This window comes from Methylophaga sp. UBA2012 (genome assembly GCF_002335235.1).
In the GTDB taxonomy this organism is placed as follows: domain Bacteria; phylum Pseudomonadota; class Gammaproteobacteria; order Nitrosococcales; family Methylophagaceae; genus Methylophaga; species Methylophaga thalassica.
Genome location: NZ_DDCG01000013.1, coordinates 53,999 through 75,630 on the forward strand (window position 1 = coordinate 53,999; position 21,632 = coordinate 75,630).

Annotated in this window: 13 protein-coding genes and 1 pseudogene; 8 read left to right on the forward strand and 6 right to left on the reverse strand. The window is 40.2% G+C overall.

Translation table 11 applies throughout. The annotated features are described in order from the left end of the window. Positions 1-24: 24 nt before the first annotated feature. From B2248_RS09895 to B2248_RS09910, 4 genes are all read right to left on the reverse strand, one after another. The gene (locus B2248_RS09895; protein WP_273182050.1) at positions 25-2,289 is read right to left on the reverse strand and encodes a nitric-oxide reductase large subunit; all 2,265 of its coding nucleotides are present in this window, start codon (positions 2,287-2,289) and stop codon (positions 25-27) included. Positions 2,290-2,788: 499 nt separating this feature from the next. After that, entirely contained in the window at positions 2,789-3,526 is a 738-nt protein-coding gene (locus B2248_RS09900) for a sulfite exporter TauE/SafE family protein (RefSeq protein WP_007145616.1), read from the reverse strand. 228 nt (positions 3,527-3,754) lie between these two features. After that, positions 3,755-4,468 (reverse strand): NYN domain-containing protein, encoded by a 714-nt coding sequence (locus B2248_RS09905; protein WP_007145617.1) that lies wholly within the window; start codon positions 4,466-4,468, stop codon positions 3,755-3,757. A gap of 84 nt (positions 4,469-4,552) precedes the next feature. Next, positions 4,553-5,395 carry a LysR family transcriptional regulator gene (locus B2248_RS09910; RefSeq protein ID WP_007145618.1) on the reverse strand — a complete coding sequence of 281 codons (843 nt, stop codon included), beginning with the start codon at positions 5,393-5,395 and terminating at the stop codon, positions 4,553-4,555. Positions 5,396-5,496: 101 nt separating this feature from the next. Here B2248_RS09910 and B2248_RS09915 point away from each other — a divergent pair, with 101 nt between their 5' ends. From B2248_RS09915 to B2248_RS09950, 8 genes are read left to right on the forward strand one after another with little or no spacing between them, the layout of a single operon-like run. Next, a complete protein-coding gene (locus B2248_RS09915) occupies positions 5,497-7,215 on the forward strand; it encodes a diflavin oxidoreductase (RefSeq protein WP_273182054.1) in 1,719 nt (572 codons plus the stop codon). Between the two features lie 17 nt (positions 7,216-7,232). Further along, positions 7,233-8,951: an NADPH-dependent assimilatory sulfite reductase hemoprotein subunit gene (locus B2248_RS09920; RefSeq protein WP_007145620.1), complete on the forward strand. Its 1,719-nt coding sequence runs from the start codon at positions 7,233-7,235 to the stop codon at positions 8,949-8,951. Continuing rightward, a complete protein-coding gene (locus tag B2248_RS09925) occupies positions 8,952-9,278 on the forward strand; it encodes a DsrE family protein (RefSeq protein WP_007145621.1) in 327 nt (108 codons plus the stop codon). It begins immediately after the preceding gene. A 9-nt stretch (positions 9,279-9,287) separates the two neighbouring features. After that, positions 9,288-9,701: a DsrE family protein gene (locus B2248_RS09930; protein ID WP_007145622.1), complete on the forward strand. Its 414-nt coding sequence runs from the start codon at positions 9,288-9,290 to the stop codon at positions 9,699-9,701. Positions 9,702-9,703: 2 nt separating this feature from the next. After that, on the forward strand, positions 9,704-10,099 hold the full coding sequence (locus tag B2248_RS09935) for a hypothetical protein (RefSeq protein WP_007145623.1): 396 nt from the start codon (positions 9,704-9,706) through the stop codon (positions 10,097-10,099). A 39-nt stretch (positions 10,100-10,138) separates the two neighbouring features. Further along, positions 10,139-11,590, forward strand: a complete 1,452-nt coding sequence (gene ccoN / locus B2248_RS09940) for a cytochrome-c oxidase, cbb3-type subunit I (RefSeq protein WP_007145624.1) — start codon at positions 10,139-10,141, stop codon at positions 11,588-11,590. 3 nt (positions 11,591-11,593) lie between these two features. Then, positions 11,594-11,836, forward strand: a complete 243-nt coding sequence (locus B2248_RS09945) for a hypothetical protein (protein WP_091716088.1) — start codon at positions 11,594-11,596, stop codon at positions 11,834-11,836. Then, positions 11,833-12,786: an NAD(P)H-dependent flavin oxidoreductase gene (locus B2248_RS09950; protein WP_273182060.1), complete on the forward strand. Its 954-nt coding sequence runs from the start codon at positions 11,833-11,835 to the stop codon at positions 12,784-12,786. Before B2248_RS09945 ends, B2248_RS09950 begins: the two co-directional genes overlap by 4 nt. A gap of 60 nt (positions 12,787-12,846) precedes the next feature. Here B2248_RS09950 and B2248_RS09955 read toward each other — a convergent pair. Then, positions 12,847-13,290: pseudogene (locus B2248_RS09955) on the reverse strand (sodium:calcium antiporter); the annotation flags it as partial. A 75-nt stretch (positions 13,291-13,365) separates the two neighbouring features. Then, positions 13,366-21,495 (reverse strand): calcium-binding protein, encoded by an 8,130-nt coding sequence (locus tag B2248_RS09960; protein ID WP_273182063.1) that lies wholly within the window; start codon positions 21,493-21,495, stop codon positions 13,366-13,368. Between the last annotated feature and the right edge of the window lie 137 nt (positions 21,496-21,632).

Genomic DNA, 21,632 nt, shown 5'->3' on the forward strand with positions numbered 1-21,632 from the left:
GTCAGTCCTTAACCGGATTGGCTTTTAGCCGCGTTGTTGCCCATCTTCGTATTTTGGTTTGATCCATAAGCTGAGAATAAACCAGGCTAATAACAAAGCGCCGACCGCAAAGATGGTATCGCCGGGCACACGCATCCAGACCAGTAAATCAACAACGGGTTGCTGCATAAAGTCCGCTGAACGGGCATACCAGTAACCATGATTCAGGCTGGCAAATAATTGCATCACACCAAGCGGTAACAGCGTGAGTAAAGCCATCAATGCCAGTCCAATATTGAAACACCAGAAGCTAGCTTTAAGCGTGCCTTCCGGCCAGATGAGATCGGGCTTGATACCACGTATACAGAACAAGGTCAGACCAATACCCAACATACCGTAAACACCGAATAAAGCGGTATGACCATGCAATGGTGTCAGGTTAAGACCTTGCATGTAGTAAAGCGATAATGGTGGATTAATTAAAAAGCCAAATAACCCAGCACCAACCAGGTTCCAGAACGCCACGGCCACAAAGAACATAATCGGCCAGCGGTAACGTTTCATCCACTCAGTCGCATGACCCAACGTGTAATTGTGATACGCCTCAAACCCGATGTAGGCCAGTGGCACTACTTCCAGTGCTGAGAAGCTGGCACCCAACGCCAATACCGGTGTAGGTGATCCGACAAAATAGAGATGATGTAATGTGCCAATTACGCCACCCGACATGAAAATAATCGTGGCAAACAGCACAGCAACAGTGGCTGTTTTGACTGGTATTAAACCCAGACGAGTGAATAAGAATGCAATAACTGCTGTGGCAAAGACTTCAAAGAATCCTTCAACCCAGAGGTGAACTAACCACCAGCGCCAGTATTCCACCATGGAAATATGCGTATGTTCATTCCAGACCAGTGCCGCCCCAAAGAACAAGCCAATGGCGACGGTGGATAGGAATAGTAAACCAATAATGGAACGACTTTCAGAGGGTTGACGTAATGTCGGCCAGAGCGAGCGCCCCACTAAACAAAGCCAGAGTAATAAACCGATAAACAGGAACCACTGCCAGAAGCGACCAATATCGGCATATTCCCAACCTTGATGACCAAACCAGAAATTATGTTCCAAACCTAAAGTTTGATTCACCGCGAACCATTGGCCAGTAAAGGCACCAACCACAATGACCAGCAAGCACAGCCATAGCAGATTCACACCGAATCGCTGATAAGGCGGCTCATACCCCGATACGGCAGGACCGATATAAAGGCCGGTCGCGAGCCAGGCAAGTGCTATCCATAATACGGCCAGTTGGGTATGCCAAGTGCGAGTTATCGAATAAGGCAAAATTTCGGATAACTCAAAGCCATACATAACCTGTCCCTCTACCTGATAATGCGCAGTCACCGCACCAAGTAGAATTTGCACCAGGAATAAAGCGAGCAACACCCAGAAATATTTGGCTGTCGCCATCATCGAAGGTGTGGGTCGTAACTCACGCATCGGATCAGTAACTGGTAATTTACTGGTCGCCTCCTCTTTGCCATGAGACGCCGCGTAGTACCATCCCATTAAACCAATGCCAGCCAACAAGAATGTCACACTGAATGCAGACCAGAGGAACATACTCGCCGGCGGTTTATTATCAATCAACGGCTCATTAGGCCAGTTATTGGTATAGGTAATGTCACCATCGATGCGATTAGTCATAGTGGCCCATGCCGTCCACCAGAAAAAAGCGGAAAGTACACGACGATTTTCTGGATCGGTGACCGTGTTATTTTTCATGGCATAGGCTTCACGCAGCTCAGCCGTTGAAGGTTCATCACTAAAGAGACGTTGGTAATGCTCAGAGACCTGAGTTATCGCTTTGACTCTGTCCAAACTTAAAGTGATGACGCCTGTGTCGGGATTGTATGTATTTTTTCTGACTAGGGACTTCAGCCTGCCTTGCAAAGCGGCTTGCTGTTCGGCATTGGCAAGCTCAAAGCTTTCCACACCGTAATCTCGGTTTGCCCAGAGATTGAGTAAGGCCATCAACTCTCGGTGCATCCAGTCGGCACTCCAGTCCGGTGCAACATAACCACCGTGTCCCCAGATTGAGCCAAGCTGCATACCACCGAAGGATTGCCAGACTTGTCGTCCTTTCTCAATTTCATCGCGGCTGTAGATTAAGTTACCGTCGGTGGTGACGACCTTTTCGGGCATAGGTGGTGCTTGTTGATAAATCTGATTACCACTCCATATCAGCACCCCAAAAGAAACAAACAACAAAAATGCCAGAAATAACCAGAGTTTTTTTACGTTTGTCATCAGTCACTCCTTTGTGAGATGCCGCCTATACCCTGAGCAAGGCTTTATTGAATAACGAGTAAATGACGGAATGGCGTTAATGAACGAGTCATTAACAACATCGATAACTGCGCGTCAATCAGCACATTGACCAATGAATAAAAACTTTTAACGAATTGTTTTTATTTAATAAAACGACTTTATAAAAACATATCGTTAGCTATAAAATCCCGCCTTTTTAATAAGGTATTTCATTTACCTATTTTAATCAATGCATTTGATGATTAGAAAGTTAATATCTGGAAGAGTGTATTGGAGAGTTTTGATTCTGAGACTATAAAAGACAAATAAATTGCAGTACCATCGTGAAGTGGTTAGTTATGTAACATCTGTATTTGTATTAAATATCAGCAATATAAGCTGTTTTTTATATATGAACAATCTATCCCAACTAATCAGATCGAGATTTTAAAAAATGAAAGCGTGATAAAGAAACGGTAAATTTACATATCAGTGTGCTCTATCGGTTGAAATATATAAGCGTCATCACACATCCCAAAAATATGATTATTACTCTAAAGTTTTTTTGTGAGAGAGAATAAGATAATCTCGAACCAAGATACCCACCAAATAGTGCAGATATCCCCATCATGAACAATAAGTTAAAATCAATTAAATCAGCCATCCAATAAAATAAGCTAGCGATAGTTGTCAACATAACTGACATCAGATTTTTTATCGCATTTGAATTATGTATATCTGTATTTGTCATTATAGATAAGCCCGCTAACAACATTATTCCTACACCACCATTGAAATAGCCGCCATACAGACAAATAGCAAACAAAATCAGAAAATGTTGAAGATATTGATGTCGAATTGCATTAGTTTTGAGGAGTGTAATTTTAGGCCCAATAACGAATGCCAGAGTAGACAGTAACATCAACCAAGGCAGCAATCTGTCGAAGTGTTTCTCATCACTCCAATTTAATATTAATGCTCCGCACATTCCTCCCAATAATGAAGCGATAACATATGGTGTCAGATTGTTGGGTAATTTTCTTATGGTATGACGTGAATGCCATACACTTGCAACATAACCTGTTAGTAATGCCACAGTGCCAGTAGCATTAGCAGTAATTGGACTAAATCCTATCAACATCAAAGCTGGCAAAGTAATAAAACTCCCTCCACCAGCGATTGAGTTAAGCATACCGCCTATCAGTCCAGCAAGGATAATGACTAGAGCATCTAACATTGGTCGACTATAAGCTCACATATTTTCTTTTTTCATGTTTGACGCGATGCAATGTTAATTAAAAAGAGAGTTTTAACGGTTTATATCGTATCTTATATAACTAAAATAATGACGTTACATATAAGCTAAATCTATTTGTGTCTTCACTATCATCTAAATTTTCAATTATTGAAATCAAATAAATTAGATAGTTTGATTATCTTGTTATCTCTATAATAGAAATTGTTTTCAGGACTTCGTCTGTTTCCGTATGTCCCTGACTAAGTATGTATTACCCACCCCTCTTTTTAGCTCAAAAAGATCGATCGATTTAAAGAGACTACTTAGATTCTTAAACCCATAGTTTCTAGTATCGAAAGATGTTTTATTAGAAATGTTCGCTCCTACAGGGCCCAAAGCAGCCCAGCCATCTTCATCTTCTGTTGCTTCAATAGCCTGCCTTAACAAATTGATAAGTTTAGTATCTGATTTAATGTTTTTAGGTTTTGTCACAGATTTAGTTTTTTCTTTTTCTTGATCAAGAAAAAGAAATTTAGAACAGGCATTCACAAATGGTAACGGTGTTTTTCGTTCTCCAAACCCTAATACCACTTTTCCTTCTGCCAGGGCTCTAGTGACCATTGGTGTAAAATCGCTATCAGATGTAACAAAACACATCACATCGATCTGTTTTGTATACATGACATCCATCGCATCAATAACTAAAGCAATGTCCGACGCATTTTTTCCCTTTGTTAAATCGAATTGTTGTATTGGTTGAATAGCGTATTCATGCAAAAGTTCCTCCCACGCTTTTAATGTCGGCGACTTCCAATTTCCATAGGCCTTACGAATAGTTACAACACCATAATTTGCGACTTCACTAAGTACATCTTCAAATTTGCTAGCTGGCGCATTATCAGCGTCAATGAATAAAGCAATTCTTTGTTTCGTCTCATCCATGTTTTTCTCGCTATTGCTAAATATGTGTTGAGTAAAATATTTACAAGCAATTACTCGTAAATAGATAGTTAATGCGTATGCTTATTAGGGCAACCATGGCGACTGAATTTTTGATGATTCAAATAAAGCGTTAAGTTGTGAGCGATATCTTTGTTTATCTGCCTGTTTGTACAAGACAAATACTGGAAAAGTAAACTCAGGATAATGTTCATTATGCTTTAAGAGTCCTGCTTTTATATGGTGCTCAACCACTCTCGTACGAAAATAACCGCTTCCACCATTTGTTAAGATGTAATGTAAAGCCAATGGCCCGAGACTAATAGTTAGTTGTGCTCTTGCTAGTTCAGGTAAAGCCACATCATGTTGACGTCTAAAGTCATCTCCCCAGTCCACGTATACATAAGGTTGAGGATTATCAACTGAACTTACATGGATGAGCTTTTCTTCTAATAGTTGCTCGACCTGAACACCTGGCCAATATTCAGGCTGATGAACCAGAATAATATCTAGAACACCATTTTCAAGTTGCTCCATGAGTGATTGACGCTCACCAATCTCAGCTCTAATGGCCACTTCACTTTCAGTGATATTAAGTGCATTTAACCACTGTAAGACAAGCGGACTCCATAAACTGACTTCACTACCAATATTAAGTACATTTTGTACTCCCTCGGGTAGAGGCAGATCTCGTTTTGCCAGCTCCCATGATTGAACCATTTTCGTTGCATGCTCAACAAACCTGACACCATTTGAGGTTAGACTTGCACCTGAACGATTGCGAACAAACAGTTTACATCCAAGTTGTCCCTCAAGATTATGAATTCGAGCGGTTACGGTAGTTTGAGTCACATGCAGTTTTTCTGCTGCTGAGATAAAGCTTCCCGACCTGACAATTTCAAGAAATGTTCTGGCTAAACTGACATCCATATGAATATTTTTGATATTAAGTTGCGATAATATTCATTATATATTACAAAAGAATCTCTCCATAATGTGTTTCAACATTCACAGCACTTGAAACACACTTCATGCAAAATTTAGCTACATCATTATTCACAACATCTGAGTGGGAGGCCGTGGCAAACCTTCTCAAAAGTTTGTCTAATCAACAAACAGAATGGTTAGCAAATAATTTATTAGACATTTCCACTTCAGATAAAAGCATAGCTGCTGAAAAGAAGGCCGTCGTAGCCTATGGAACAGAAACAGGTAATTCGAAAGGTATTGCTCAAAAGTTCTATGAAAAAGCATGTCATCAAGATAAATCAATAGAAATTATTAACCTAGCGGATTTCAAGTTCAAACAACTAAAACATATTGATCACCTATACATTGTGTGTAGCACTCATGGTGATGGCGATCCACCAGAACCCATTACATCTGTCTATGATGAATTGCTTAACCTAAATGAAGATTTATCTCATCTTTCTTACGCAGTGCTTGCTTTAGGTGACAGTTCATATGATCACTTTTGTTTAACAGGTCTCAAAATTGATGCCAAGTTGCGTGAGCTCAGTGCAATACCTTTTACTGAATGTGTAGAGTGTGATGTTGATTTTGAAGAAACGGCTGATGAATGGATTACTTTCTGTCTTCCGACGTTACCAGATATCACAGAAAACGATGAAGCACATCAAAGAAGCAGTAATAAAATCCGTACTTCGACCTACTCAAAAACAAGTCCACTCTCTGTAGAAGTGGTCAAGAATACTCGTTTATCTGATGAGTCAAGAACAAACCCTATCCATCACTTAGAATTAGAGATACCAGAAAATATTCAACTGAGTCTGACTGCCGGTGATGGAATCGGTGTTTTACCTCAGAATCCTCCTCAACTCGTACACCAAATATTGTCATTAACAAAATTGTCAGGAGACGAATCTGTTGTTGTAAAACAAATTGCCATGCCACTAGTACAGGCTTTGCGTGAATATTGTGATCTCACTTTGGTAACAGCACAATGTTTAACTAAATGGAGTGAGATTTCAAAAAACAATGACTTAATAAAATTAAGTCAGGATAAACAAACATTACGCTCATATCTCAAACGGCACCAATTAACAGATTTACTAGTCAACTACCCTGTACCGTTAAATCCACAACAGCTAATCGATAGCTTAAGGCCGTTACAACCCCGTTTATATGACATTGCCAACAGCACTCGCCAGATTCAAGATGAATTACATCTCACTGTAGAAAAGTATCAATATCTTTGGTCTGGGAAGTTACAAAATGGGATTTGTTCAACATATTTAACGAATATAGAAGAAGGTGAACATCTTCTTATTTTCCCTCATCACAATAAACGGTTTCATTTACCCACCAATCAAAATAGCCCCATTATCCTCATTGCTGACGGAACGGGAGTTGCACCATTTCGAGCTTTCATGCAGGAGATTAGCTCCGATCCTAACCGTGAACATTCAGTGTGGTTAATACTAAGAGAACGTACATTTTTAAATGACTTTCTCTATCAAACGGAGTGGTGCCAATATTTACAAGATGGCCTATTGTCTCGCTTAGATACGTCTTTTTCTGAAGACATCTCAGTTAAATCAATCTACGACATCATTCAAGACAATGAAGACACATTTAAAGGCTGGTTAAACGCTGGGGCACATCTGTATTTATCAGGTCACAAGAACATATTCGACCATCTCACAGAAACCTTGAGCCATGCGTCACCTTATTCTCGGATCTGGCTTCAACTCACTCAGCAAAAACGATTGCATAGAAACGTATATTAATTTTACGGAGAAATAAAGTGACCATACTTACTATTGATCGACAGTCTGATATTAGTCAACCGCTCATTGAACAGCATAGTAATGAACAGCTTAAAGCAAAAAGTCATTTTTTAAGAGGCACGATCAGAGAGGGACTAAATGATTCTAATACAGGAAGTATCAGTCACGATGATGGATTGTTAACAAAATTCCATGGCATCTATCAACAAGATGATCGTGATACACGACAACATCGTCTCATTCGAAAACTTGAACCTCATTATCAATTTATGGTGAGACTCAGAATTCCAGGTGGAAGATTAACCAAACAGCAATGGATAGAAATAGATCGTTTATCACGAATTTACTCATCAAATGGGATTCGTATTACCACACGTCAAACTATTCAACTTCACGGTGTGAAAAAACAATGCTTACAACCACTCCTGATAAGTCTAGAAAAGATAAAGATAGATACCCTTGCTGCATGTGGCGATGACAACCGCGGTATTGTTTGTGGAGTCAATCCTGATGAGTCAAAAATATCCCAACAAGTCTATAAGATCGCAAAAGAAACGAGCATGCGGCTTCTACCTAAAACTGCTGCTTATCGTGAAACTTGGTATGACTCCCCTCCTTCAGTCTCCCACTCTGAAGAGCCACTTTATGGAGATACCTATTTACCTCGTAAATTTAAAATTGGATTCGTCATCCCTCCAGATAATGATATTGATATATTTGCCCAAGATGTCGGGTTTATAGCTGTTATTAAGGAATCTCGCCTGGTTGGCTTCAACGTGTGTGTCGGCGGTGGAATGGGGCAGCTTGACTCCAGAGAAGATAGCTATCCGAGACTATCCACCCCCATTGGCTTTATAGATGCATCAGATGCGCCATTTATCGCTGAGGTCATCATGAGTATTCAACGCGATTATGGTGATAGGAAAGATAGACATCGTGCACGTTTCAAATACACATTAGACAGAATAGGTTTAGATAACTTCAAAGAATTACTCATAAGCCGTTTTGGTAAAAAGCTAGCACCACTAAAGCCATATAAATTCGCGCATAATGGCGATAAATTAGGCTGGCACCAAACTGAAGATAGTCAGTGGTACGCAACACTACATATTCAAAGCGGACGTATCAATGATCATTTACAAGATCAATTACAGGCTTTCTTTCAGCAATATAGTGGTGAAGTCAGGTTAACTGCAAACCAGAATATTCAGCTTATCAATATTCCACCATATGACATTTATGACGTAGCAAGACGATTATCTGATCTTGGTCTATATGAAAGATTGCTCCCATCAAATCAAGAAGCTGCCACATTGAGCTGTGTTGCACTTCCTACATGTGGGCTGGCTATGGCTGAAGCGGAAAGAATAACACCTGAGTTTCTTACGCTTTTTGATGATTTGAAACGTCAGTATAACCTTCAAAAAACGCCCATCACGCTCAGAATAACTGGCTGCCCTAATGGATGCGCTCGCCCCTACTTAGCTGAAATAGCATTAACAGGACGAGCTCCAGGTTTATATAACTTATATCTTGGAGGTAGTCACCGAGGCGACCGGCTAGCCACTCTGCACGAAAAAAACCTAAGTCAAACTCAGGTTCTCGATGCAATAGCTCCTTTATTCGATTTGTACTCGACAGATCGTATTGATAAAGAGCATTTCGGAGATTTTCTTCATCGATGTAATTTCATTAAATCCTCATCCATCTCTAATCAATCAATACAGGAACGATAGATGTCTGAATTTCTTTTTATACAAAGTCGAGATCCATTCACAGATGCACTGACTAAATCACAATATGAATTAATTCATCATCTCGCCACTGCAGGCAATCGTGTGACGGTAGTGCTTGTTCAAAACGGTGTGATGCCTGCAACCAAAAGCAGCATTTTTACCCCCTTTACTAAATTACTTCATGAAAACATTACACTCGTTGCTGATAAATTTTCTTTACAACAGAGAGAAATAGATGCTGAACAACTGATACCAGAGATATTAACCACCGATCTGGATATTGTTATCAAAGCATTACTGTCAGGACAAAAGGTCATTTGGAATTAGGAGATGACAATGTCACATAATAAAACACTTACTTTCGCCTTTATGGACCCACCATTTGAGAGTGAACGCACAGTCACATTTTTTAGATTGCTAGATGCCGCATTAGATGCTAATTCACATGTGAAGGTTTTTGCTTATGAAGGTGCTGCTGCCCTCTCATTCGCTAAGCAACAACAACATGGCAACGCTATTCATGGAAATGATACTCAACAAGAAGATCATCCACTGACAAAAACGTGGATTGCTTCATTACAAAAAAAAGCACGTAAAAAAGCACTTTCTTTTGAATGGATTAATTGTGGTTTATGTGTAGATGAGCGCGGCGTCAATGACACCATTCCCGGTTGCAACCGAGGAGGACCAGCAGATTTATGGCGCTATGCCTCAGAATCATTTAACACTCTAACTATTGGAACACGTTAATTATGAAAGTTTTACAAATACTTGATCAAGCTTTCAGAACAGTTGTAGAGGAACAAGATGAAACGATTCTATGGCTGATCCAATGCATGCAGAAAAAAGTTGAGCTAAGCGATATCGACCAAATTCAATTATTACTTACAGGTCAAGCCGTGTATTACACACAACAAAAAAAACAGCAACCTCCATTAAAAATAGGTGATTGGTTACAAACTCAACCAGCCAATATCAATAAAGATATCGATAACTTAATTTCATCTCATATTCCCGTTTATGTTGTGTATGAAGATCTATGGGATAGAGGGCTAGAAATGGAAGCGCTACGAGAGGGTATACAAGTAGTAAATAGAGAACAACTTGTTCCTCTTTTTGAGCAAGCCGATCAAATTTGGCATTGGTGACGCTAACCAATATAGCCATTCAAAGTCAGGAGCTTAATCATGAATAAAACAAATAATTACAATGAAGATATCACTAAGTGGTTTTCCGTTGCTGCTTGTATTTATCTAGTCATTGGTACCGGCATAGGAGTGTATATTGCTTCGGAACTCGCCTGGCCAATCCTTAATTTTGATAATCCATATATTAGCTTCGGACGTCTAAGACCTGTTCATACCAACGTAGTCGTCTATGGGTTTGGCGGCTGTGTTCTGATGGCGACGGCTTATTACGTAGTTCAGCGAACCTGCTATGTGAGGCTATGGAGTGACAACATGGCTTGGTTCACTTTTTGGGGATGGAACCTTTATGTGATCGGCGCTTTGGTGACGCTTCCACTTGGTTATACGCAAGGCAAAGAATATGCAGAACTAGAATGGCCATTTGATATTTTATTAACGGCTGTATGGCTAGCCTACTCAATCAATTTTATTTTCACATTGAGCATTCGCCGCGTTTCCCATATCTATGTAGCGAACTGGTTTTTCCTATCCATGATGATAATGTTCACCTATCTACATGTGGTGAATAGCTTGTCGATTCCCGTTGAATTGATGAAATCATACTCGATTTTCGCCGGCGTTCAAGATGCCATGATTCAATGGTGGTGGGGGCATAATGCCATTGGATTTTATCTCACTGCTGGCTTTTTAGGCATCATGTACTACTTTGTACCCAAACAAGCTAACAGACCTGTTTATTCTTACCGATTATCAGTTATTCACTTCTGGGCATTGATATTTGGCTATGTTTGGTTAGGTGCACACCACCTGCAATATACAGCCCTACCTGATTGGACAGGCTCACTTGGTGCAGCTATCTCCCTCGCCATGATTATTCCGTCGTGGGGAGGTGCAATTAATGGCATGTTCACATTGAGCGGGGCTTGGGACAAACTAAGAACCGATTATATTCTGCGTTTCTTAATTGTAGCGTTGGCTTTTTATGCTATGTCTACGTTTGAAGGTCCTGTTATGGCGTCAAAAACAGTTAATGCTCTTTCGCACTATACCGACTGGACTATCGGTCATGTTCATTCTGGTGCATTAGGTTGGGTGGCGATGATTTCTATTGGTGCGCTCTACCATATGGTAGAACGTTTATGGGATACGCGCATGTTTTCAGTCCGGTTGGTTAATGTGCATTTTTGGTTAGCGACGGTGGGTACAGCTATTTACATTACTGCTATGTGGGTGGCCGGTATCATGCAGGGGCTGATGTGGCGCGCTTACGATGACTATGGCAACCTCGCCTACACATTTGTTGAATCTGTTGCTCAGATGCATCCTTACTATGCTATCCGCATGATGGGGGGCTTCGTTTTTTTCAGCGGCGCCTGTGTGATGTTATTTAATGTAATCATGACCATTAGAGCAGCAGTAAGGCTTCATCACAATAATGGACCAGTCATCGCTGATAGCAAAACCGATATTCCGGTTAAGCTTGGAGGCTAGAAGATGAGCACTTTTTTTCTGTTAGCACTACTCCTGAAGTATCACGATACGCCTCATTTATTTATGTTTATTGGTATCGACGCTTTCATAATACTCGCATTTTATTTCATTATTAAGACCGTTTATTCACCTGAAAATGAACGTCACTATAGAGAAGAAAGTTTCATTCCTCTTGATGATGATACCTATGAAGAAAAACAGTTATTTGGTACTCATCACAGCTTCTCATCCAGGAGAAATAAATGACTATTAAAACTAAACTCACAAGTGCGCTAGGTATTCAACATCCTATCGTATTGGCACCCATGGGCAATGTGGCAGGAGGCAGACTTGCCGCTAGTGTATCGAACGCAGGTGGACTTGGCATGATTGGAGTCGGCTATGGTGATATCTCTTGGCTAAAAGCTGAACTTGAAATCATAAAATCTTCAACAAATAAACCTTGGGGAGTAGGCTTTATTACATGGTCACTCACTGATGAAGTGTTTGATTTTGTCATGAGGTATTCACCCAAGGTAGTGATGATGTCTTTTGGTGAGATAAGCCCATGGGTAGATAAAATTAAAGCCCACAATATTCCCCTGATTTGCCAGGTTCAATCATTAGCTGAAGCCCTGGAAGTCAAGAAAAAAGGCGCTGATTTTATCGTCACACAAGGTAGTGAAGCAGGCGGTCATGGCAAAAGCGGACGTTCCACCCTTTCACTAACTGAGGAAGTTATCCATCATGTCCCGAATACACCTATCATAGCGGCCGGGGGGATTGCCGATGGCAGAAGCCTGGCAGGGGTGTTGAGCCTCGGTGCACAAGGGGCCTCTATCGGCAGCCGTTTTTATGCATCCAATGAATCTTTAGCTCATCCCAAGATGAAACAACAATTGTTGACACATAAGGCTAAAGATACTATCAGAACTACCGTTTTTGATATCATACGCGAGATAGCATGGCCTGAGGGCTATAATGGCCGAGCAATTGTTAATCCTTTTATTTCACGTTGGCACGGTTCGGAAGTTGAATTAGCACAACAAGTAGAACATTATCAAAAAACGTTTTTCCAGGCACAGCATGAAGTCAGTCTCGACTCCTTAATTATATGGGCTGGTGAGGGTATTGATAACATAAATTCGATTGAATCGGCAGAAACAATCATCGAAAACCTAATCAGCAGTGCTATATACCATTACAGTATAGACTAATATCATTCAGTCTCATTACACTCTTTATACATCAATAAAATCTGTTTCACTTTTGCTGGACTATAATTCATGATGACTTTGTCTATTACGTCTTACCAAGTCATTTCCTACTGTGAAGCATACATAGACAAACACAGCTGAAATTAAGCCATAGATTAAAGCCTGCACTAATGTCGTTGCGAAGTTAGACTGAGTAACTAATAAAATCATGTACGAAACATAAGATGTATATAAAAGCAGGAATAGAAATCCCTCAAACCGGGTTAATGTGGCACCCACAAAAAATAAGGGTAAACATAAAACTGAAACAGACAACATGACAGGTATATCTAATGTTACCAATTGCGGGCCAGCAATTAATGGCTCTGGTGAGATGAGTCCCGCCAAACCAAGCACCCAGAAAATATTGGAAATATTACTTCCAATCACATTCGCAATAGCCAGCTCAGCCTGGCCGGACCAAGCAGATTTAACGCTGACAGCGAGTTCAAGAGCACTCGTTCTAAAGACTACGACGGCTAATAATACTCAAACTTCTAGAACTCGCAAAAAATGCGAGTTCTAGAAAAGACTGATAAGTTAATTTGCGGTCCAACTGTTAGCTAGAACAGGCTGAAGATTATCCTTAACATCCTGTGGAATAACATTTCCAGCTCCCATAGGTACATCATATGCAGCCATTGCAGAGACAAGTTGATCGATTTGATTATTCATTAATACCATTGAACCTGATTCAAACTGGTCAAGTTGATGCTCAGTACCGTCATACCAGTTTGAAATCGTTATCTGATCATCTGTCCCTTCAACGTTAATTTGAAGATCATTATCACTTCGGCTAAACCAAAGCTCATCATAAGAGATATCGTTTTCAAAAGCGATGACATCGTTATATGTCTCTGCAGCGTTAGTGTCATTCTGTATGATCTGGTCTTGACCGTCATTCAAGCCAAACTTAATACGATCATTACCATCTCCCCCCTCAATTAGGTCATTACCCGCGCCACCTGACAAAATATCATCCCCAGCTAATCCAGAGAGATATTCGTTTGCACTCGTACCTGTGATAATGTCATTGCTCGTTGTACCAGTCATTACGTGACTCAACGCATCTTCGATAACATCAGTATCTGTTGGTGCCGATACACCAAATGCACCGTAGAGTTGGTTAGCAGTAATTTGAGAGCCATCTTCGAAATCTAGACTATTAATAGTATTGGCTACCGCAAAGAAGTTATTAACCTTCACCTGATTACCTGTACTAGCTATACTCAAGATAAGATCATCACCAGACCTCATTAGGCCACTTGAAACATCTGAGAAACCAATGCCATCTATGAAACTAATTGTATTTACACCCATAGAATCAATGATGGTGTCTTTACCGCTTCCACTACCTATGATGTATGTATCATCACCATCTCCACCAATGAGCTGATCGTCACCAGCACTACCAGTTAGAGAATCGTCACCCTTCCCACCCAATATCACATCATTATCGACCGTCCCAGTAAGTGAATTATCTTGTCCATCACCTAGCGTTAATTCACCTGAAAATAGAGTAGTCGTTGGTGCTGTCTCGCCAAAGGCTGAAAAGACCTGGCTCGATGTGAGTTCACTCCCAGTATCAAAGATCATTTTTTCAATTGTGTTAGTCACTGAGAAGAATTGTTGTATCCGTACAGACCCATTTCCAGTGGCAATATTCAAGATTAAATCATCACCAGAACGCATTAACCCACTGGCAACATCATTAAAGGTAAGGCCACCAGAGAAGTGAATTATATTATTGCCATCTGAGTCGATAATGATATCGTCTCCATCGCCAGGATTAATGACATACGTGTCATTTCCTGCTCCTCCCATCAAGTAGTCATTTCCTTGACCGCCTTCCAGGGTGTCATCTCCCTCACCAGAGGCAAGCACTTCATTTTGAGTCGTTCCTGATAAACTATCATCACCGGAGAAATCTAGATGAATGTCGCTTGTTGTAGGAGTCGTTGGTTGCTCTGGATCTTCAGGATCTTCGGGCTCCTCTTGGTTACCTGTCGGTAAATCTGTTAATTGGTTGGAGATATCATATGGTGTTTGTGTATACCCACCATTCGGTTGAACCATGATTGCATAATTGCCACCTAGAAAATGGTTGATAACTTTTACTTGTTGTTCCAGATCACCATCAACTAACACAATCAAATCATTGCCCACCTGGTGATAACTTAATCTTTCTGGACTTACATTGTTAAAGAACAAGATGTCTTGACCATCACCAGCATCACTTATGATGTCTTGACCATGACCTGAATAGTAGTAGTAATGATCATCACCATTGCCTCCATCCATCGTATCATTACCATCTTCACCGAAAAGTGTGTCATTCCCCTCACCACCGAACAACTCATCATCCCCGGAACCTGACCCTGAGCCATTGCCTCCAGATAGCCAGTCATTACCATCTCCACCTATGAGTCGGTCGTTATCAGAGAAGCCATACAGCTCATCGTCACCTGCTCCTGCAGTGATGAGATCAGTCCCATTTGTACCTAACAACTGTTCACCATTCTCTGTGCCATTGATCGGATTCCAAATCACATCATCTATAGAGAGACTGAAAGTTGTGGTAACTGATGCACCAGCCAAATCTGTTGCCGTCACCGCGATGATATAACTACCTTTATCCTCTATGGATGGTGTACCAGAGAAACTACCAGTTTCGCTATCAAAGAGTAACCAAGAAGGTATGGCAGAACCATCATCTAAAGTAACCGAATATGTCAATTCATCTTCATAGTCGATATCATTAAATGTTGATTCAGGAATCGTAAAGTTGATCATTTCACCAGCAAGAGCAATATGATCTGAAATAGCCATTTCTACAGTAGGTGCATCATTGACGTTGTTGACTATCAAATTAAATGTTGTCTTCGTAACACCACCACGACTATCTGTAGCAAAAAGGTTTATCTCTAAGTAGGCGATATCTTGACTTGTAGGGTTACCAGAAAACGTTAGCGTGTCTGGATCAAATGATAACCAACTTGGCAATTCTGAGTTCCAGCTACCTTCAGTAACTGAATATGTAATCGAGTCATTATCTAAGTCGATAAAGCTATTTGCTGGGAGAGTGAAACTGAATGGTTGACCTTCGTCAGTATTCTGTTCATCAATCGGCGTGGTTAAAAATGGCAGGTTGTTAAATTCAGACAAATCATTTTCTAGGGCTTGCCAAGTTGTGCCATCAGCAAACGCTATTTTATATAAGTTACCTGGGTTGGAACTGTACCAAGAAACTATTCGTATGGAATCATTACCATTTTGATGAGAGAGAATAAGATCATTACCATCTTGAGAATAAGTAATATCTGATGGCTCAATTCCAGCATCAAATTTAATAACATCTATTGAAGTAGAACCGTACACATCGATGACATCATTACCCCACCCTTCACTAAAGTAGTAAATATCAGATCCATCACCGCCGTTAAGGGTGTCATCACCTTCACCACCATATAAATGATCTTCTCCAGCACCTCCACTCAGGCGATCATTACCTGCACCACCATACAATTGATTATCGTACTGATTTCCCCCTATATTATTGTCTGCATCTGAACCATAGACATCATAGTTAAATACAGAATCCTCTAAACTCACATTTTCGATATTGGTTCCAACAAGGTTATAACTGCGACTACTACCTACGCGTTTTTTGATAATGACCTTATCAATCCCTTGGTTTTCACTTTCAATTGCCACATCTCCAGCACCTAAAATATAGGTATCATTCCCCCAGCCACCAGACAGGACATTTGAATTAGAATTTTGACTGCCATCGAGTAAGTTATCGAGATTATTACCATTACCATCAATGGCATCATTTCCAAGTAAAGTCAGTTTCTCGACAAAGTCAGGAAGGGTATAACTAATAGTTGTGCGCACCTCATCATTATAAGCTGAACCATCATCACCATTACGGATGACCTTATCACCCACATTATCAACATAGAAAACGACAGAACCTAATCCTAGAGCAACCATGGTATCAGCCCCTGACCGACCATCCAGTACATCTCCATGAGCACCACCCGCACTACTCATTAAGATATTATCTAAGTCATTGCCTATGGCATATACAATAAAGTTTGAATGAATGCCTGAGCCATCATCCAAAAAAAGATTTTCAATGTTGTCACCGAGGGTGCCACCATTTCGATTTATAACGGTATCGATGCCTTCATCAGCATATTCAACGGCTGTCGTGTTGTAATAAATATCATCTCCTTTACCGCCATATGCGATATCAGAACCGCCCATACCATTAAAGGAGTTGTTACCATCATTACCAATTAAAATGTTGTTTAAGTCATTGCCAGTGGCATCGATATTTAGAAGGCCGGTCAAGGTTAAGTTTTCGATATTGTCTGAAAGGGTATAATTTCTAGATGAATAAACTGTATCGGTGCCAGAATCTTCCTCTTCTACAATCACATCATTACTATGATCTACAGTGAACTCATCATCACCAGTAGTTCCATATGCTGTGTTGACAGAACCTACTTGGATGACATTTTGAATATCTGCATTTGTCCAAACAATGCCATCCCCATTATCAAATTGAACCTCAGCTAGGGCCTCTCCAATGATTTGGATTTGATTCTGCGCCTGCCCATCAATGATGATAACTAGCTGTGAATTACCATCATTGTAAAACGTGACATCTTCTGGATTAATCCCAGCTCCAAAACGTAAAATATCCGCCGAGGTCGATTTTATAGTATCAACGCCATCGCCACGCTGATAAATATATAAATCACTACCACTGCCGCCATCTAAGAGATCAGCTCCAGCGCCACCAATTAGCGTGTCGGCTCCGTTGCCACCATGTAATGTATCCTTACCGAGTCCACCGGTTAAGTGGTCATCACCATTTCCACCATAAAGAGCATCATCCCCTTCTCCACCTTTTAAGGTATCGTTGCCGTCATAACCATAAATCGTGTCATCACCACCCAATGCATCAAAATTATCATCTGACATAAACCCATGAACTTCATCCGATTCTTCGGTTATAGATATTGCCTTATCTATAATGATAGATAGGTCCCAAACCGTCCCATCATTAAATAATATTGTTTCGATCAGATAATTTTTCGCCGCGCTTTCTACACCAACGCCATGGAAGTAATTCTCTACATGAACGACTTGTTTCCCTTGAATAGTGAATTGTAAGTCTGATGAGCCTACACGGCTTACCTCAACATCTTCAGGATTTATACCTTCTAAAAACTCTAAAGTACTTACATCATTACTATAACGTTTGTAGTTGTAGATCGTAGTGGTACCTGTTCCAAGTTCTATTCGGTAAGTATCATTCCCCCCACCACCATGTAATAAATCGTTACCATTGCCCCCTATAAGGATGTCATCGCCCTCACCAGCATAGAGCATATCGTCACCGTCATTACCATTAAGAGTATCATTGCCAGCATACCCATATATGACATTGTTATTGTTATTACCTACAATTGTATCGTCAGAATAGTATCCTTCAATTGAAGCATAGTTATCGTGGGAGTCTAGTATTAAAGATTTAACCGTATCGGAAGTCCAAACGGTGCCATCATAAAAATGTATTGAGTTAATAATTGAATGTTCATATTGTTCTGAAATCTTAGAACCAGAAAAATAGTTATTAACGATAACTTTCTGTCCATTTGATGAGTCCAAGATTAATACTAAGTCATTACCAGATCTTGACACGACAACGTTTTCAACATCAATCCCTTGCAAGAAATGTAGTGTATCTGTGGAGCTATCTGAGTCATAGTTATCAATATAGGTTGTTCCAGTCCCTACAGATATGAAATAAGTATCATCCCCGTCATTTCCTCTAAGCTCATCATTCCCTTCTCCGCCCGTGAGAGAGTCATTTCCCTCACCACCAGAAAGAAAGTCATTGCCAGCCCCACCATTTAATATATCGTTGCCATTTTCACCATATAGCCTATCGTTGCCCTCATCACCATAGAGATAATCATCACCGTTCTGTCCATAAATGTTGTCATTACCGGCTTGACCGTGAATGCTATTGGTATTGTATGTACCAAAAATATAATCATCTTCATCAGTAATATCAGGGGTGTAACTGGATTCTAATAATAATTCCAGACTAACAGTAACGCCATCAGTAAAACTAAAACTCTCAATTGCAGAACTACTTATCTGACCATCACTCTTAAAAATATTATTGATTTGAATCGCATCCGATGTAACTTGTGAATTTTCGTTTAAGATAGATATGTAGAGATTATTCAGATCACGCGTGATGTGAAGGTTGTCTGGCGTTATTCCCTCACCAAAACTAATCGTATCAGTACCAGAGGTATCGGCAATAGTGTCACTCCCATCACCGAGATTGAAATTATAGGTATCGTTACCCTCTCCCCCTTCTAGAATATCGCTACCAGTCCCCCCCTCTAGGATATCGTTACCTAAACCCCCGCCTAAGAAGTCATCACCATCTCCACCATTTACAATATCGTTTCCTGCCCCTGCAGTGATTGAGTCATTGCCACCGATCCCACTTAATACTTCGCTGGACTCGTAGCCATAGATGACATCATCATTTTGTGTGCTCCCTTGAGAATTTATCTGCTCAATCAACTGAGAGAGGCTTAGTTGAGAATTATCATCAAAAATAAAAGTCTCAATTGCAGATGATTTGATTTCACCTGAAGTAAAATCAAAGACATTACGTATTTCAAGTCCATCTCCTGTCACATTCCCTTGGTTGTCAAGAATATCAATAAATAATCTAGTCGCATCACGACTGACTTGGATTGAATTCTGAGAAATGCCCTCACCAAATGAAATCACATCATTGCCAAATTCATCAAAAATCACATCACTACCAGCACCAATATTGTATTTATAAACATCATTACCGCCACCACCATACAAAGTGTCATTACCCATTCCACCTACGAAGTAATCATCAGCACTAGTACCTAGTACAGTGTCATCAGCAGCAGTTCCGCTATAGTAATTGTCTAAAATATATATGCCTAAAGTTTCATCATACTTAAGCAAATTGACCTGTGCTATAAACTCTGAGGAGTAAGTTGATAATCCATTTAAAGCTGACAAGGCACCAATAACCGAGCCTTCATCTATTTCAATAGATGCTTTTAAGCTGTCGACAAAGGAAGATAAGTCAAGTTCAAGGCCGTCTGTATTGGAGTTATAAGTGATGGAAATGTTTGTAAAAAACTCTTGATAGGCCGTTTGGCTCATCAATTGAGCATAGACATAGTTGCTAAATTTGGCATACTCAGCTTCTAAATAGCTAGCCGCTTGTGGACCTTGTACGTGATTTTGGTTGATATTGTTGAGATACTTTGTACCAACGAGTTGCTCTAATGCCGCAACGCGTCTTCCATCCATATAAACACTGCCATACTCATCGTAGCTATTTGGATCAACATCTTGAGCTCCAGTCCATTGATAAATAATGCTATCCATTAAAACCAATCGATCAGTGTCAGTATTCAAATTTGTAAATTGAGTGACTAGATCCTGTAGTACCTGATCATCAACCATTGACTGGCGCAGGCTTCGCACATTTCCAAAACCAACAGCGTCAGGTAGCAATAAAATATCTTCTGTTAATTCAACCTGGTTTCTATCAACCGTTTGAGTTTTGTTAACACTAAACCAAACATCAGCTGTATCAACGCTCGAGCCATCACTCAGTATGGCAGTACTGCTCTGTTTGATAGTATTTCCATGACCATCATCAATTGACGTATCAGAATAATTTGAACTAATTGAAATAATGCCAGCATCACTTAGACTCACTAACTCATCAACAGTCGAAATACCGTCACCATTTTTATCTTGCCAAACTTGTAATTGTGAATAGGCTCCATCCAATATATCAATTACACCATCAGCATTGTCATCTAGCTCAGCTAGTGCTTGATAGCCATTATTAGCCAGCGTTCCATCACTGAGTTCGGTGTGATTACCAAATAGCTCAGAGCCGTTATCAATTTTTCCATTTTGATTTCTATCGAGTACTAGTAAACCATCATCCACTCCAACCCAGCCGGTGTTTTCAGCCATACCATTATTATCAAGATCAAAATATATACCTTCATCTTGAGATACGGTCTCAACACCATCTCCATCCAGGTCAATTACGATTGGGGAGCCTTGTTGTTTAGCTATATCGAAGGCATCAGCAGGAGTTTTGTCTATGGCCGAAAGTTCACCATTGAGCAGATAGTAAATAAAACCGTTAAAGTTATCACCATTATCTCGATACCATGCGTCTAACTGAGGTAGGAAAAGAGTGAATGAATCTAAAGCTAAGCCAATTTTTTCTAGAAGTTTATTATCTGCAAAGTCATTAATAGATCCTAATATATTAGCGATAATTGCTGTTGATGAAACTAAATCAGCCACTGTATACTGACCGTCACTCCAAGCCTTGGAAGCAGCCATTGTGGCAAGAGCTAAAGCACCGTCCCGACTCAATCGACCAGTTAGTGTTGTACTATCGCTTATCGTACTCGCAATATCTGCGATTGCTGAAACTTGAGCAAGCGTCGATGCATCCACATCGGCTAGGTCATTAGCAGCATTATCCAGTCCTTCAGCTGTGTTGATATATTCAATTATTTGTTGAATTTCTTCAGATTTCGTAGACATATTTCTTCCTTAAAATAAGTTTTTCAAAAATGTTTTTGTACTAAAAAGCAACAAAGAAAATAATGTAATATACAAAAATACAAACCATACCCATGCAATATGAGTCAATAGTTTGGCTTTGTTTATCACTTACAAAG

Coding starts and splice junctions, on each gene's coding strand:
- B2248_RS09895 (WP_273182050.1), bottom strand. CDS start 2,289: ATGACAAACGTAAAAAAACTCTGGTTATTTCTGGCATTTTTGTTGTTT.
- B2248_RS09950 (WP_273182060.1), top strand. CDS start 11,833: ATGACTATTAAAACTAAACTCACAAGTGCGCTAGGTATTCAACATCCT.
- B2248_RS09945 (WP_091716088.1), top strand. CDS start 11,594: ATGAGCACTTTTTTTCTGTTAGCACTACTCCTGAAGTATCACGATACG.
- B2248_RS09905 (WP_007145617.1), bottom strand. CDS start 4,468: ATGGATGAGACGAAACAAAGAATTGCTTTATTCATTGACGCTGATAAT.
- B2248_RS09900 (WP_007145616.1), bottom strand. CDS start 3,526: ATGTTAGATGCTCTAGTCATTATCCTTGCTGGACTGATAGGCGGTATG.
- B2248_RS09915 (WP_273182054.1), top strand. CDS start 5,497: ATGCAAAATTTAGCTACATCATTATTCACAACATCTGAGTGGGAGGCC.
- B2248_RS09930 (WP_007145622.1), top strand. CDS start 9,288: ATGTCACATAATAAAACACTTACTTTCGCCTTTATGGACCCACCATTT.
- B2248_RS09910 (WP_007145618.1), bottom strand. CDS start 5,395: ATGGATGTCAGTTTAGCCAGAACATTTCTTGAAATTGTCAGGTCGGGA.
- B2248_RS09935 (WP_007145623.1), top strand. CDS start 9,704: ATGAAAGTTTTACAAATACTTGATCAAGCTTTCAGAACAGTTGTAGAG.
- B2248_RS09925 (WP_007145621.1), top strand. CDS start 8,952: ATGTCTGAATTTCTTTTTATACAAAGTCGAGATCCATTCACAGATGCA.
- ccoN (WP_007145624.1), top strand. CDS start 10,139: ATGAATAAAACAAATAATTACAATGAAGATATCACTAAGTGGTTTTCC.
- B2248_RS09960 (WP_273182063.1), bottom strand. CDS start 21,495: ATGTCTACGAAATCTGAAGAAATTCAACAAATAATTGAATATATCAAC.